The 15,829-nt window shown below is 41.5% G+C and carries 13 protein-coding genes; 6 read left to right on the forward strand and 7 right to left on the reverse strand.

Annotated features, from left to right (window positions below; all coding sequences use genetic code 11):
* Positions 1–15: 15 nt before the first annotated feature.
* From FNW02_RS19915 to FNW02_RS19925, 3 genes are all read right to left on the reverse strand, one after another.
* On the reverse strand, positions 16–957 hold the full coding sequence (locus FNW02_RS19915; RefSeq protein ID WP_191759238.1) for a hypothetical protein: 942 nt from the start codon (positions 955–957) through the stop codon (positions 16–18).
* Positions 954–1,799, reverse strand: a complete 846-nt coding sequence (locus FNW02_RS19920; RefSeq protein WP_191759239.1) for a hypothetical protein — start codon at positions 1,797–1,799, stop codon at positions 954–956. Before FNW02_RS19920 ends, FNW02_RS19915 begins: the two co-directional genes overlap by 4 nt.
* Positions 1,800–1,932: 133 nt before the next feature.
* Entirely contained in the window at positions 1,933–2,433 is a 501-nt protein-coding gene (locus tag FNW02_RS19925) for a hypothetical protein (protein ID WP_191759240.1), read from the reverse strand.
* 182 nt (positions 2,434–2,615) lie between these two features.
* Between FNW02_RS19925 and fghA the strand changes: the two genes are divergently transcribed.
* From fghA to FNW02_RS19950, 5 genes are all read left to right on the forward strand, one after another.
* Positions 2,616–3,464 (forward strand): S-formylglutathione hydrolase, encoded by an 849-nt coding sequence (gene fghA, locus FNW02_RS19930; protein ID WP_191759241.1) that lies wholly within the window; start codon positions 2,616–2,618, stop codon positions 3,462–3,464.
* 917 nt (positions 3,465–4,381) lie between these two features.
* Complete coding sequence (glgP, locus tag FNW02_RS19935) at positions 4,382–6,595, forward strand: alpha-glucan family phosphorylase (RefSeq protein WP_191759242.1); 2,214 nt, start codon at positions 4,382–4,384, stop codon at positions 6,593–6,595.
* A gap of 873 nt (positions 6,596–7,468) precedes the next feature.
* Positions 7,469–8,803, forward strand: a complete 1,335-nt coding sequence (locus tag FNW02_RS19940) for an alkaline phosphatase PhoX (RefSeq protein WP_191759243.1) — start codon at positions 7,469–7,471, stop codon at positions 8,801–8,803.
* A gap of 278 nt (positions 8,804–9,081) precedes the next feature.
* A complete protein-coding gene (locus FNW02_RS19945; RefSeq protein WP_191759244.1) occupies positions 9,082–9,876 on the forward strand; it encodes a Tab2/Atab2 family RNA-binding protein in 795 nt (264 codons plus the stop codon).
* A 157-nt stretch (positions 9,877–10,033) separates the two neighbouring features.
* A complete protein-coding gene (locus FNW02_RS19950) occupies positions 10,034–10,939 on the forward strand; it encodes a WG repeat-containing protein (RefSeq protein WP_348535421.1) in 906 nt (301 codons plus the stop codon).
* Positions 10,940–10,984: 45 nt separating this feature from the next.
* On the opposite strand, the gene FNW02_RS19955 is transcribed toward FNW02_RS19950, so the two are convergent.
* The 4 genes from FNW02_RS19955 to aroF form a co-directional block, all read right to left on the reverse strand.
* Positions 10,985–11,269, reverse strand: a complete 285-nt coding sequence (locus tag FNW02_RS19955; protein WP_191759246.1) for a DUF2470 domain-containing protein — start codon at positions 11,267–11,269, stop codon at positions 10,985–10,987.
* A gap of 419 nt (positions 11,270–11,688) precedes the next feature.
* Positions 11,689–11,913, reverse strand: coding sequence for a hypothetical protein (locus FNW02_RS19960; RefSeq protein WP_191759247.1), 225 nt, complete (start codon positions 11,911–11,913; stop codon positions 11,689–11,691).
* 198 nt (positions 11,914–12,111) lie between these two features.
* On the reverse strand, positions 12,112–13,362 hold the full coding sequence (locus FNW02_RS19965; RefSeq protein WP_191759248.1) for a bifunctional sterol desaturase/short chain dehydrogenase: 1,251 nt from the start codon (positions 13,360–13,362) through the stop codon (positions 12,112–12,114).
* 174 nt (positions 13,363–13,536) lie between these two features.
* Positions 13,537–14,409 carry a 3-deoxy-7-phosphoheptulonate synthase gene (gene aroF, locus FNW02_RS19970; RefSeq protein WP_191759249.1) on the reverse strand — a complete coding sequence of 291 codons (873 nt, stop codon included), beginning with the start codon at positions 14,407–14,409 and terminating at the stop codon, positions 13,537–13,539.
* An 803-nt stretch (positions 14,410–15,212) separates the two neighbouring features.
* On the opposite strand from aroF, the gene FNW02_RS19975 reads away from it, so the two are divergent.
* Positions 15,213–15,707, forward strand: a complete 495-nt coding sequence (locus tag FNW02_RS19975) for a hypothetical protein (protein ID WP_191759250.1) — start codon at positions 15,213–15,215, stop codon at positions 15,705–15,707.
* Positions 15,708–15,829 lie beyond the last annotated feature (122 nt).

The raw sequence follows: 15,829 nt of genomic DNA on the forward strand, positions 1-15,829 counted from the left end.
GCAACGTCTCTATACTTACGAAGACAGTACCCAACGCATAATACGTTTTCCAACTTGTAACAGTATAAAGCTAAAAACCCTTTTCAATAACGGCCCAATCAGTGACAAAAAAAGCAACAATAAGAAATCAATATAATTAAGAAAAATACTAGGGGTGAGACAAGTTACTCCCCATACCAACCAATTTATATATTCAGAGTTAATAGAAGTCCGTTTCTGAAGTTGATTAACAAGCAAGTAACGGATAGTAGCAAATACTATAAATATTCCTAGCCATACGAATATTGATAAGAAAACTCCAACTGACTTTACTAAATATAATTTCCAAGCTAAAAAGCCAGCAGGAAACAGCGAAATTAACTCCCAAGCTAGCAGGTTTAAATTAGTTCTAAGGTAACTTAATAATTGATCAGTTAGCCAATAATGTGCAGAAACAATTATCGAGCAGTTTGAATTTTGGAGAAAATCCTTCCGAATTTTGTGAAATATATCACCATTAAGAATAATCGTGCTTTGCAAAACAATGTCTTGGTCTTTATAATCGACTGAAGCTGATGTATCCTGTTTATAGTAAGAGTTAAAGGTGAGTCCACACTGTAAGGTTGTTTTATCTTGTAATGATTTTCTCAGAAATAATCTGAGAATATTTACTATAAAAACAACATCAAAATTTCTAATCTGTTTTATGACAATTTCTGATTCTTCACCTTGCATATCAAGATGAGTGCTGAAGCTAGCGCAGTACCAAAGAGGAACTAGCAACTTTGGCGGAATATATAGAGAATAACCAGTTTTTTGTGCTAGCTGAATCTGTTTTATAACAGTCTCATTTAAGTAAAAACTATACTGTGATTGTTCAATTTTTAGCTCAAAAGAAGTACCTTGAGCGATTTCTAAAAAAGAAGAAACTATCACATCAGCTTGATTATCTAGATGTGTGCTGTTGGCGTATATCATCGAGCTATATTAGCAATACCCTTTACCAAACTAATCAGAAAATCCAATGTTCCACGCCACTGTTTCTCTCCAGCAATTACTCCTTCTTTATGTATTTGAATAATTAAATCTTTTGTTTCTTCATCCTCCTCAAATAGTTGCTTGTGGTAACGGCTGATAATATCCCCGTCTAACTGCATGACTGTTTGAGCATAAATAATATCAATTTTGGTACTTTCAACATCACCACTATCAAGTGCTGCTTTCAGTTCAGCAATTTTCCGAAGGCTGCGGAGAAATTCGTCATTATTAAAAAGTTTGCGAATTTCTGCACAATTTTTGACCCAATTTTCTTGATGGTTTTTCTTTGTTTCATCTGAAACTTGAGAACTTTTATCTCTTTTATCTAAAACAGGAGATGGAGCCGGCAGTATAGGCTCAGCTAGCTCCACATACTTCTCATCAGTTTCAACTATCTTCCCTTGATTCGCCTTCAAATATTCAAGGCGCTCTTGATATCTTCTTATTCTGTCATCCTGGGGATTATAAAACTCTGAATCCTGATCGAGATAGCTATCGAGGAGAATGTAAAAATATTCTCTTTCAAGTTGTTCAAAGAGACTTTTATAACGCCCATGTAAGTTGTCTGGAATCTTTTTTATGTCAAAATAATCTTTATCATTTATGGAGTAAATTTCTTGATATGTCTTCCAAGCATTAAACTTTGCTCCAGTAATTTGATCCACAACCATTGTATTCACTTCTAAAGCTGTGATGTCATCAAGTAGTGTCCGTACGGACTTTACTAGGTTGTCTAACAATTCTTGAGCTTGAACCTGAGCTTTATTAACCTTATTAACCATAGTGGTACGCTCTTAACTTCTGACTAATCTGGTTGTAGTATTGTGTTTGATTAGAGCCATGAACAAAATTACCTATAGCTAAATTGTTGTTGCTGTAGGCGGTTTAGTTGGAATCTAATTAACTAAAGAAGACTTAAGGTTTATTAAGTGTGGATTGTTGTGAACTTTTACGAGATTTAAGAACTTCTATAAGAATTCCATACAACTTCTGCACACTTTCTATATTTTTTTGAATGATCTCGCGACTTTCTTTAACTTGACTTAAATGAAATTCACGAAGTTCTGTGTAGGGGCCAGCACCAATAAATTGACTGCCAACTTCATTGTTTATAGTGCCATCAACTAGATTAATAACCGTATACATACGATTACCTGGTTTAGCTATTTCCTGCTCATTTTGTAGTTCGTTGTCTAACTGATTAGATGATTCTGGAACCCAAGTAGTAATGTCTAACTCAATAACATCAACTATGGCTATCTTGATAGCGTCAATAACGTCTTCAAGATTAAATCCTTTTTTATCATTGATTTTTTCTTTAAATTTCAAACTTGCTTTGTTAGCTTGACCATTATATTCTTTGTTTTCGCTAGCTTGACCATTACTTTCCGTGTTTTCCCTAACAGTATTTACCATGAGGTTTTGAAGATGATAGGTTTAAATAAGAACAAAATCTTATTTTAGTCGATGTTGAAAGTTATACTAGCTTTACTTAATAAAAGTAAGTAAAGTTTAAACAACTTAATGACTAGCTACAAATTGATTGCATTAAAGCATTAAAATAGCCACGCTAATGAATTTTACTAATTGCTAAATAAATGACTAATCTTAACCTCATTTCTGAATATAAAAGCTTCGGTGGCAAAGTTGGCTTTTACAGTCATCTCTCCTCAACTTGTAACTGTGAAATGCGCTTTGCTGTCTATCAACCACCGCAAGCAATTCAACAACCAGTACCAGTTCTATATTTCCTTTCTGGTTTAACTTGCACTGAAGAGAATTTTATGGCGAAGGCGGAAGCGCAACGCTTTGCGGCTGAGTACGGCTTAATGCTGATTGCGCCAGATACTAGTCCTCGTAACAGGGGGATTGCTGGTGAGGAGGATGATTGGGACTTTGGTACAGGTGCAGGCTTTTATGTTGATGCTACACAAGAACCGTGGCGATCGCACTACCAAATGTATAGTTATATTGTCCACGAATTACCTGTTTTAATTAAGGCACACTTCCCAGCACAACCGGACAAACAAAGTATTTTCGGTCATTCGATGGGGGGACATGGGGCCTTAGTTTGTGCAATGAGAAACCCCAAGCTATACAAATCAGTATCAGCTTTTTCTCCGATCACTGCACCCATGCGTTGTCCTTGGGGACAAAAAGCTTTCAGTGGTTATCTTGGCAGTAATCAAGAAAGTTGGCGTGCCTATGATGCTAGCGAATTGGTTAAGCAACTAGGTTATCATAGTCCAATTCTTGTTGATCAAGGAACTGCGGATAAATTTTTAGCTGAGCAATTAATGCCAGAGGTATTTGAACAAGCTTGTGCAGATGTTAATCAACCGCTTAACTTGCGTTACCAAGAAGGCTACGACCACAGTTATTATTTCATCGCTAGTTTTATTGAAGATCATATCCGTCATCATGCGATCGCTTTAGAGGTTGTTTGAAAAGTGGTTGGCTGTATCTTTGCACTTGTTGCTCCCCCCTAACCCACGCCAGTCGCTCATGGGGAGCCACCCCCTTGCGGAGGTTCCCGACGCTCGTTCGCACAGCGTGTCGCAGACAAGACTCGCGCTTCGCTGCGCTATCCGTTGTGGGGAGTGGCGTGGAAACCCCCTTGGCGCTAGCCTCTCCCTTTGGGAGAAGACCGCGCTGGCTACCCTTGAAAAGGGGGGAATTTGATTCAAAGTCCCCCTTTTTAAGGGGAGCCACTGTGTTGGGGAGACAGCGCCGTGGGCGGGTTTCCCGACTTGAGGCGACTGTCGTCGGGTTTCCCGACTTGTAGCAAGTGGCGGGGATTTAGGGGGATCTCAAAATATTTGATACATCACTAAGGATTTTTCAAACATCCTCTTAGGAGTTACCGAAACATTGCTAGACAATGTTGACTGTTGACTGTTGACTGTTGACTGTTGACTGTTAACGGCGTTGGCGCGTCTTTCATCCCATCCCTAAAAGGAATGGGTTTTCTCGACGCCTTTTTATAACAGTAAAATCGCTGTCATTGATGTGTAAAAGCGTAATTCTGATGCCAACATATCTAGTCAGAAGTGACTTCTAGCAAGATATATGCATAATCTTGCTTATTTGTTGCTAACTATTAAATAAATGTTAACAACAAAATAAATAATTTAAATTAATGTCAACGAATTTGATATAAAAAAATCTCAAACTTGCCTATAAAGCAGGGATAATTAGAAGACAAAAACGCTAAGAGCCATTATCTTGAATAAGGTTTGATGTCGATAAACTGCTCGACTTCAGGGGAGAGTTCATAAATGAAAACTCCGGCGTTGTAAGCCTGAAGACAAATTGATTCGGAGCAGCATAGAGAGAAAGTTAAGAGAGAGGACGTAGATTTAGTATGGCTAATACCAGTGCAATCACCCCAGCACAACGCTTGAGTGAAAAGTTACCTTTGCCGCTCAAGCGCTTAGCAGATTTGGCTTATAACTATTGGTGGAGTTGGAGTGGCGATCGCATCTCGCTATTTCAAACGATTGATCCCCAAGAATGGGAACGCTGTGGACATAACCCAGTAGCAATCTTAGAGTCTGCAAGCTATGAGCGTCTTACCCAATTAGCGGAAGATCCATATTACTTAAAGCAGATTTCTGCGTTAGCGCGTGAGTTTGATCAATACATTACTCAGAAAGACACTTGGGTAAGTCGGGTTGCACCGCAAGTTTCTGCATCCCGCCCCATTGCTTACTTTTGCGCTGAATTTGGCATTCATGAATCCCTACCCGTTTACTCCGGTGGCTTAGGTATTCTGGCTGGGGATCACCTCAAATCATCTTCAGATTTGGGTGTGCCAATGGTTGGTGTCGGTTTATTGTATCGTCAAGGTTACTTTCGCCAGCGTTTGAACCGCCAAGGTTGGCAAGAAGATTATTACATTGACAACCCCTTCCAGCACATGCCCCTGGAATTAATTAAAAATGAGCAAGGGGAACCACTGACTATCCAACTACAAGTTCGTCAGCGGTCGGTGAAAGTGCAAATCTGGCGCGTGCAAGTTGGGCGAGTCACTTTATATTTATTAGATAGCGATCGCCATGACAATGATCCCATCGACCGCTGGCTAACTGGACATCTATACGGTGGTAACTTAGAAACCCGCATCGCCCAAGAAGTTGTCTTAGGAATTGGTGGTGTGCGTGCTCTGGATGCCTTGGGAATTCAACCTTCTGTTTATCATCTCAACGAAGGACATGCCGCCTTCTGCACTTTAGAAATTGCCCGTTTAGAAATTGAGCGGACTGGTAAATCCTTCTACGACATCGAAGCCAAAGTGCGGAACAGTTGTGTATTCACTACCCATACTCCCGTTCCCGCCGGTCACGATGTCTTCTCGCCCGATTTAATTGACTCCTTCTTTGCTAGCTACTGGCCACAATTGCGACTTTCCCGCGAGCAATTTTTGGCATTGGGTGCAAGGCGACTGGGCGACCCTTGGGAACCCTTTGGGATGACCGTTTTGGCATTGCGGATGTCTCGTGCTTGTAACGGCGTGAGTGAATTGCACGGTCAAGTTTCTCGTAAAATGTGGACAATTCTCTATCCGCAGCGCTCAGAAGATAAAGTACCCATTGGTTACATTACCAATGGCGTTCATGCTCCTACTTGGACTGCACCCCTGCTCGGTGACTTATACAATCAGTATTTGGGAGAAAACTGGAAAACTCGCGCCGTTGATCCCAAGATGTGGGCAAAAATTGATGAGATTCCCGATGAGGAACTGTGGTCGCGACATCTCATCCTCAAAGAACGATTGATTGCTTACACCCGTTATAAAATCAAGAAATCGCGGGAGTTGCGTGGCGAAAGTTACGAACTAATTAAAGCGACTGAAACCCTATTAAATCCCAATGTGTTGACCATTGGATTTGCTCGACGCTTTAGTCCTTACAAACGTGGGGATCTGATTTTGCGCGATGCACAACGAGCACTGAAGATTTTTGGTAATGCCCAACGTCCAGTACAAATTATCTTTGCAGGTAAAGCCCACCCAGCCGATGAAGAAGGTAAGCGGATTATCCAGCGCTTGATGGAGTGGTGTCACAATTCCGGGATTATCAACCGCGTCGCCTTTATTGAAGACTACGACATTTACACTGGTCAAAAACTAGTGCAAGGCGTGGATGTTTGGCTAAATAATCCTCGTCGTCCCTTAGAGGCGTCTGGTACAAGTGGTCAAAAAGTCTGCTTCAACGGGGGGATTAATTGCAGCGTCTTAGATGGCTGGTGGTGCGAAGGCTATCAAGCAGGACAAGACGGTAAAGGAATTAACGGCTGGGCAATTGGGGAAGATGCTCACACCAGTGACCAACAATTGCAAGATCGGATTGATTCGCGATCGCTATATGAGCTATTGGAAGAAGAAATTGTTCCCCTATACTATGACCAAGATGCTCAAGGTGTTCCCCACCGCTGGGTACAAATGATGAAAGCGTCGATTAAGACAAATGCACCGCTGTTTAACACAGACAGGATGATTGCTGACTATGTTTCACAAGTGTATGTCCCAGAGATTTCTAAGAGTGTAGAACCGATTTTGGCTAAAGTTCTGCTCTAGAGCACGTTACTCTTTAATTTGCACAATTTGCTTTATGCCTTTCAAGAGCAAAGCTGGAGACTCCGGCTTTGCTCTTAAAGATATTTACAAGAGGTATAGTATATTAGCGATCGCCTAACGCATCCTAACATTAAACTTTTTGGCATTGTCAGGTAGGGGCACGGCATTGCCGTGCCCCTACAAAAAATCTATATGTATCAAGATTTTCGTGAATTGGTATTAGATTCTGCGTTGTTTGAGCTTCTATTTTCAAGGCAGGTTTATTAAAGCTCAAAACTCCAGTTTTCACCTTCAGAACTCGGAGCTTCGTGCTCAGAACTCGGAGCTTCGTGCTCAGAACTCGGAGCTTCGTGCTCAGAACTCGGAGCTTCGTGCTCAGAACTCGGAACTTTGTGCTCAGAACTCGGAACTTCGTGCTCAGAACTCGGAACTTCGTGCTCAGAACTCGGAACTTCGTGCTCAGAACTCGGAACTTCGTGCTCGCAACAGCAAATCCGCTGAGAGCCAAGGGTAATGTAAAAAACAAAAAAACTATATCTCAGATCTAAAAAACAAAAAACTGTATTTCATTAGCAAATAAATATGGTTTTTCTTTAATTAAATTGCTTTTTTACTTTTATTAAATAAATATTATTTTTCTAGTTACTAAATAACTATCTAAACCTGCCTTGGCAGGCTTTTTTGTCTATCGCCAAGCTTTATTTTATAGGATGATCTGAATCGTCTTAGTATAAATCTACCTTGTTTTGCGAAAACTTTTAAAAAATTAATCTTTCATTTAATAATCCTAAGTTAAATCAAGCATTACCCAAACTTAATCGAAATCAAATACTTTCTTCTAAGCATTTTATGTAACCAAAATACTCTCCCCTCATGAAATTATCACGACGTAAATTTTTTGTATTAGCAGGTACGAGTGCTGCTGCCACTGCACTAGTGTCTCCTTTGGAAGGTCTTTATGCCAGAACAGCTAAAGGCAGACGTGTATTTGGTAAAGGTTACGGAGAACTTGTAAAAGACCCCAATGGCTTATTGGATTTACCACCCGGATTTCAGTATCGTGTTTTGTCCCAAAGAAACGACCTGATGAACGATGGCACTCTAGTGCCGGGTGGTCATGATGGTATGGCGGCTTTCCGCGGCCGCGGAAACACAGTTATCTTGGTTCGCAATCACGAACTTAGTCCTAATTCCAGTACACAACTTAAAGGGCCAAATCCTTACGATCCGTTTTGTAAGGGTGGCACAACGACCCTAGTTATTGGACGCGATCGCCAGCTCATTAAACATTACACTTCCCTAAGTGGAACTTATCGTAACTGTGCAGGTGGACTAACTCCTTGGGGTTCATGGATTAGCTGTGAAGAGAATACCTCTACTCCAACTTCAGCACCTCTGGGTGATCCAAACTATGTCTCGCAGTTCCACGGCTACAACTTTGAAGTTCCAGCTAGCGCCACAACTCCTGTAAAGCCTGAGCCTTTAGTCGCTATGGGACGATTTAATCATGAAGCTGTTGCCGTAGACCCCAGAACCGGAATTGTTTATGAGACAGAAGACCGGGGAGATAGCCTTTTCTACCGTTTTATTCCAAAAGTACCTGGCAAGTTGAAACAAGGAGGCACTCTTGAAGCTCTGAGAATTGTTGGTAAACCTCAAGCAAACACCGCTACTGGTTTTGAATTGCGGAAGCCAATGAAAGTAGACTGGGTAAAAATTCCTCAGCCAAATCCACTTGACGAAGATAACGTTAGATTTCAAGGCTTTGAGCTAGGTGCTGCTCAATTTGTCCGTGGAGAAGGTATTTGGTACGGCGATGGTGAAATTTACTTTTGCTGTACAAGTGGTGGTGCTAAAGAACTAGGTCAAGTCTGGCGCTATATTCCCAAAAAAGAGACAATCGAACTATTTGTAGAATCTACAGATGTAGATGAACTCGATAGCCCTGATAACATAGTTATTTCACCCTACGGCGATCTCATCCTCTGTGAAGATGGAGATGACCAACAGTTCTTAGTCGGTGTGACTCCCAAAGGAGAACTTTATCAATTTGCGCGTAACGCCTTCAATACAAGCGAATTTGCAGGAGCCTGCTTCTCACCTAATGGTGAGACTTTGTTCGTAAATGTTCAAACTCCTGGCACTACTTTCGCAATTTGGGGCCCTTGGCGGGGAAATTATAGATACGATTATGACTTCAAACATTAATTTCTCGTCGTTTACTTATGCTTTCAGTTAAGCTCATCCCACCCCTAAAAGGTGATGAGATTTCATGTTGACTGTTGACTGTTGACTGTTAACTGTTGACTGTTAACGGCGTTGGGGCGTTTTTCATCACCTATGGAGAAGGAATGGGATGAAAAACGCCTTTTTATAAATAATGTTTTGGAAAGTCTAAGCGCTGGAAACTGGCGCTCAAACTTTCCGTAGATGTACACAGTTATAGATAGAATCAGCCTATCTGTGTTTATCTGTCGTTTTAACTCATGAAAATTTGGCAAGCTGATTTTTATCGTAGTCCGTTGCGGGATGCCGCAGGGCAAGTATTGTGGGAGTTGTTGATTTGTGATGCGACTCGCAGCTTTGAGTATGAAGCTAGTTGTCCGCAATCAGCAGCGAATTCGAGTTGGGTTGCAGAGCAACTTGAGTTAGCAGGTGGTGAAAAACTCCCAGATATAATTCAGGTGTTTCGTCCCCAGTCTTTGAGTTTAATTGAAGCGGCTGGGCGCAATTTAGGTATTAATGTCCAACCGAACCGCCGCACTTTCGCATTAAAGCAATGGTTGCAGGAAAAGCAATATCCTTTGGCGCTAGAGAAACCACCACCAGCACCATTACCAGAAAATCTCTGGGGAGAACAATGGCGGTTTGCGAGTTTACCGGCTAATGATGTGGAAACGAGATTTAGCGATCGCCCCATTCCTCATTTACATATGCCAGAATTTCTTAAACCCATGAATATAGGTTTGGCGTCAACAGTGCCTATCCCCGGCGTCGTCATCTATGGTGGACGGCAATCGTTGCCTTTAGCACGATGGTTGCATCAAGCTCGTCCCGTGGCGTTAAATTATATTTCTGGTGCTCCAGATGGCTTAGTATTAGAAGCTGGTTTAGTAGATAGATGGATAGTTGCTACATTTGAAGATCCAGAAGTTACAGCCGCAGCCAAAATGTATGAACAGCGAAAACAACTAAGTCGAGGATTACACTTTTTGTTAGTGCAACCTGATGATTCAGGGATGACTTATAGTGGCTTTTGGTTGCTACGGACAGAAGATTAAGTAAGTGTACATTATAAAGATGAACAGAACTATTTCGCTTTTTATTTTTCTGACTATTTCAAGTGGGCTAACTGGTATCTATCAGCAGCAAATGCAGGCATTGAATCTCCCTGAACAACATAAGCAAACATCAAATTCTTCATCGGAGACTAAGCTTGTGTCAAGTCCACTATTTCGGATTATCAAGAATGGTAAATATGGTTTTATCGACCAAACTGGAAAGATAGTTATCGAACCGCAGTTTGATTTGGCTTGGAATTTTATCGATGGGCGATCGCAGATTAAAGTTGATGACAAGTACGGCTATATCAACGAGATGGGGAAAAAAGTTATTCCACCGCAATTTCGTTTAGCTTATGCCTTCTCAAATGGATTAGCATTAGTAGTAATTGATTATGAATACGGCTACATCGACACCAATGGCAAGATAGCTATTAAACCTCAGTTCAGTCAGGCTTTAGCCTTTAATCAGGGATTAGCAGCAGTCCAAATTGATGAAAAATACGGTTATATAAATTCATCTGGAAAGATAGTTATTAAACCACAATTTGATGGCGCTAAGCATTTCTATGAAGGACTATCAGCAGTTCAAATTGGCGACAAATGGGGCTATATTAGCTCTACTGGCAAGTTAGTTATTAAGCCACAGTTTGATGAGACTTTAAGATTTTCTGAAGAGTTAGCAGCAGTCCAAGTTGGCGATAAATGGGGCTATATTGACAAAACAGGCGCAATGGCAATTGAACCGCAATTTGAACAAGCTTGGGAATTTACTGAAGGATTAGCAGTAGTTCAAATTGGCGATAAATGGGGTTATGTCGCTTCTAATGGTCAGATAGCAATTAAGCCACGCTTTGATAGAACAACAAGTTTTTCCCAAGGGATAGCTGCTGTCAAAGTTGACGATAAGTACGGCTATATTAATACCAATGGAAAAATAGTCATTCCACCTCAATTTGATTTAGCTCTTAGTTTTACTTCTGGGTTGGCATTAGTATATGTTGGTGGCAAAGCTGGTTACATTAATAAGGTGGGACAGTTTGTATGGTATCCCACAAGTTAAGCGATCGCTACACAAAACAAAATTGAAAATAAGCTAGAGCGATTTTTACTTTGCCTTAACTCGCGCCTGCTTCACCATTGCAATTAGCGTTTGGTGAGCATCTTCCGCGTCTGCTAAAACATGATCAAATTGAATGCGAATTGGCACAGCTTCCCCCTTTACTTGTGCTGTTAAATCCATACCCTCAGAATCAATTGCCAGCATTTGTGCTGCGATCGCATCCATTACACCACCAAAAGCTTTAGCATAAAGAACTATGGCATCAGCATGATCTTCATTCATGTGGTTGCAGATACGCGAACTAATTTCGGTAGAGAAATTTTCAGACATAAGTAAATTGGAAGTGAGCAATATAACAACTACTTAAATTCTAAGCTAACCTGGCTCAAATTAAAAATTTCTAAAAATTAAGGGAGGCTAATAACCTTCCTTTTATAGTATTAGAACTTACGCACTGAATCCTGAAACCTAGATCCCCCCTAGCCCACGCCAGTCGCTCATGGGGAGCCACCCCCTTGCAGAGGTTCCCGACGCTCGTTCGCGCAGCGTGTCGCAGACAAGACTCGCGCTTCGCTGCGCTATCCGTTGTGGGGAGTGGCGTGGAAACCCCCTTGGCGCTAGCCTCTCCCTTTGGGAGAAGACCGCGCTGGCTCCCCTTAAAAAGGGGGGAACTTCTAAAGCCCCCTTTTTAAGGGGGTTGGGGGATCTGAGTGCGTAAGTCCTGAGTATTTGAGTGTGTTTACTTTTATTTATGAGTTGGATGATTTATCCTGCTTCACTTTTTTAATTAATTCCATATAGACATTAACTTCACTAATTTCTAAATCATGCTCAACTCTGGTTACTCTCCATTTCTCCTTTTTTAGGTAAACTTCCTCTCCAATTCTGGGAGTAAATTGTAGATCATAGAACTTTTTTAGATAATCTTTTTGATTTTCTTCCCATAAGATTACTTTGACTACTTCTCTGCTCATTGGCTATCCCTTTTTGGCTACTAAATTAAACTCAGTAGTTTGATGAAATGTCTACGGTGATTTTATCTTACTAATTCAATACAATAGCGTAGTCAAAACCACATTTTTGGCATTGATATTTTTGTCTGTTATTAGTAACATTATTCAAAAGCTTTGAGCGATTACAAAATAAGGCAGAGTTATCTCTGCCTGATGATTTTATGAATGATTCTTCGCTGTCTTACTAAAAACTCGATAATATAGCCAAGTACTAGTTTCCTTTAAAGGAAAAAGTACATAGGTGAGAGGATTGATTGTCACAATGATATTTCGGTAGTCTCGTCGTGCTAAAAACAGGATGGCACGAGCTACTTGCTGTGCCGACATCACTCCATAAGGATTGAGTTGACTCTTAAACGGGCCGAGGATTAACTTACGAATTACGCAATCTCCGTCCAACCGTTTCAAAGTAACAATCTCCCCCAGCGCTCGTTTACTGAGTTCATAAAGCGGACTAAGTGCTGGGGATACTTCAGCTTCGGAAGTGTTAACCCAGATTTCCTTAGTTGCCTTTGCCTGTGACCCTGTTACAGTTGTCAAAAATAAATCCATCAACCGCAACGCTGAAAAGGTATTCACCTCATAAGAAGAGTTGATTGCTTGAGGTGTGCGGCTAGCATAGACATTTACTCCGTGGTTGATAATCAAAATATCAATTTTCTCTAAACTATCCCTCAGTTCGGCTTCATTACCTAACTGCCAAGGAATCACCTTTACCCCAGCTTGCTCTACCAATTTTTCTGGATTAGTGGTTAAAGCGACGACTTTAGCATTATTCTTTAAAAGTTCAGCAGCCAACGCTTGCCCTAAAGCACCTGATGCTCCGGTTAAAGCGATTGTTTTACCTTTAAGAGATAATCCAGTTCCCAGAATTTTATCCACTAGGGGAAAGACTCCACTGTAATAGGCGTTAACATCATCAAAATGATGTCGCCAATGGTAAGAACGATTCACCCACCAAACGGATGGAGTTGTTTCTAAAGGGCCAGGTAAGTGGTTGTAATCTGTATCAATTGTTCCTAGGATATATCGTTGAGATGCACCAAACAAGAAGGTGCAAGCATAGGCTACTCCTAACCATAAACCCATTTGCCCCACAACTAAGGCAATTACTATCAATACCACTACCAATAAAGTTGATTCTAAAATGTCGTGATATAGTTGGGAATCTTGGTACGTTTTCAGGGAAACTATCGATAAATCCCGGCGATACGCCATGTGGTGCTTGTTATGCCATTTAGCCAGCCAACTGACTTGATGACACAAAGCATGATAACTGTCTCTCAAAACCTCAGCGAGCAAAAGTGAAAATAATCCCCAACTGGCAAACTGCAAGCAAGTATTTACCAAAACCCAATCAATCTGTAATTTTGCCTCAATCCCAATCAATTCAGCTAGTATCTTCATCATGTTTGTCTAAACCAATTTTTCTTAATCATTCTTCATGATCCGATAAAGAGTAGAGACGTTGCAATGTAACTGTGTATTGTTATTCCCCACAATGCTCGCTATCACATGATCCGATAAAGAGTAGAGGCGTTGCAATGCAACGTCTCTACAATGGTTTCTTGCCTTGACCAAAATTTAAGCAGCACAAAAAATCGGGGTGGGTTTGGAACCTGCCCCGATCGCTTCTGATATATTCCGCCCAACAGCTGCCGCTATCGGCTTTAAACTATCAACTAGATGCATCATATCTTCTAAGGAAAGCGCTTGACGTGCGTCAGAAACGGATTTTTCTGGCTCTGGGTGACACTCAATAATTAATCCGTCTGCTCCGCAAGCCACCGCAGCTTTAGCCATCGGTGCTACTAGTTCCCGTTTACCTACGGCGTGGGAAGGATCTACAATTACAGGCAAGTGAGTTATTTGCTTGAGTGCTGCCACTGCTCCTAAATCCAAGACGTTGCGTGTGTAATCATCGAAGCTGCGGATACCCCTTTCACACAAAACCACATCAGGATTTCCATGACTGAGGATGTATTCAGCTGCCATCACGAACTCTTCAATTGTCGCTGCTAAACCACGCTTGAGCAGTATTGGCTTACCAGCTTGCCCTAAAGCTTTGAGCAAGTCGAAGTTCTGCATATTACGACTACCAACTTGCAGCATATCAGCATGGGCGGCAACTACTTCAATTTGGGAAATTGACATAACTTCGGTGACAACTGGGATTTGGTGATGCGATCGCACTCTAGCCAAAATTTCTAGCCCTTCCTCTCCCATACCCTGGAAGGCGTAAGGAGATGTGCGAGGTTTGTAGACACCGCCACGCAACGCCTGTACGGATGTAGTAGCTAGCTTTTGGGCAACTGTCTCCATTTGTCCCAAGCTTTCAACAGTGCAAGGCCCGCCGATAATTACCAGTTCTTCGCCGCCGAAAGCGACTTTTTCTGAAAGTTTAACGATTGTTTGGTGGTTAGTATGAGATTGTGCAGCAAGTTTAGCGTTAATCATGATTTCATTCTCCTGAGTATTGGGTATTGGGGACTGGAGACTGGGGATTGGGGATTGGGGATTGGGGAACTCGGGGCCCCCTCTGGGGATAAGGGGCAATGGGGATTGGGGATTGGTATTTCTCCCCTGCTCCTCCGCCTCTTGACCCTTAACCCTTGTACAGATGCGATTAATCGCGTCTCTACTCTTAAATTTTTCTAATCCCTATTAACAACAAAGCCCGGAACCTTCGAGAAGTTCCGGGCGCGTTCTGATTCATCGACATGACGCTATCTACCCGGAACTGATTCTGGGCCAAAAGTAAAAGCTATAAAAATAGTTACTTAGATAGGTAATCACGATGAGATTATGCTCCTTGAAAAACAAAAACCGCAGAGTTTGCTCTGCGGTTCACTGGGCGGTTCCCATTAGGAAACTCGATTCACTCCCAGTGAACCACCCTAAACCAAAAATAAAAGTAAGAATTTCTGTTGAACATTTGCGGGATGTTTACTTACAAAATTCTAGTCTATACCTTTATTCAGAAAATTAGCAGAAAGAGTCGGCGCTGTCAAGACCCCCACAACGCCCAAAAAAAGCGATAGACTCAGTACAACTGACTGTGGGAATCAAGACTAGTTGCTTGTTTGTATAGACTAAGAAGGCCGCTTGCCATTAGATCTTGCCAAAGTTACATAACTTTACCAAAATTGTTAGGTCATGGATAATCCGTAATTGAATGATCCAAAATGAATGCAAAAAATTCATCATTCTTACTTAAGTCCTCATTGACCCGATCAAGTTTTTAGGATCACCAGTTGATTATGCCCAGTTCTAAAATCTTAGCCACATCTTTCGACTATCACGGAGTTTACCCCTGCCCAGTCTGTAGGATAGGTAAGATTTCTCATATGCCTTTGATGGAGGCTATGGCTTGTGACTTTTGCCAAGAAATTTTTACTGTCAACCTAGAAGTACAGCAAATTAAGATGCCTTCTCGGCAACCTCCGTTAATTTGGCGTTGGAATGGTTTCGGTTGGACAGAAGCCCAGTTGGAAGGTATGGAATTAGGTTGGGGTTATGGATTAGCCTCTGCTGCTTTTGTAATTTTTCCTACAATTTTAATTGGCACAGTCGCTTACTATTTTCCGCCTACTCCACAAGCGCCCATTAGCTGGATGCCCTATATTTGGACGGTATTAACTTTCTTGTCGCATTTATCAATTATTGTTTGGATTTTTATTGAGGTTTACCAGGTTCCAGTTGGGGCTTATTTGAGAGCTATGAGTAGATGGAGAAATGAGGTTCTGGGGAGATAGTGTAAAAGGGATTAGGGATTGGGAATTGGTCATTGGTCATTGGGAAACCGTATTTTTCTTCCCCATTACTCATTCCCCATTCCCCATAAGATAGAGGCAAGTAGAAAGAGTTTGTTAATACC

This window comes from Komarekiella delphini-convector SJRDD-AB1 (assembly GCF_014831675.1).
In the GTDB taxonomy this organism is placed as follows: domain Bacteria; phylum Cyanobacteriota; class Cyanobacteriia; order Cyanobacteriales; family Nostocaceae; genus Komarekiella.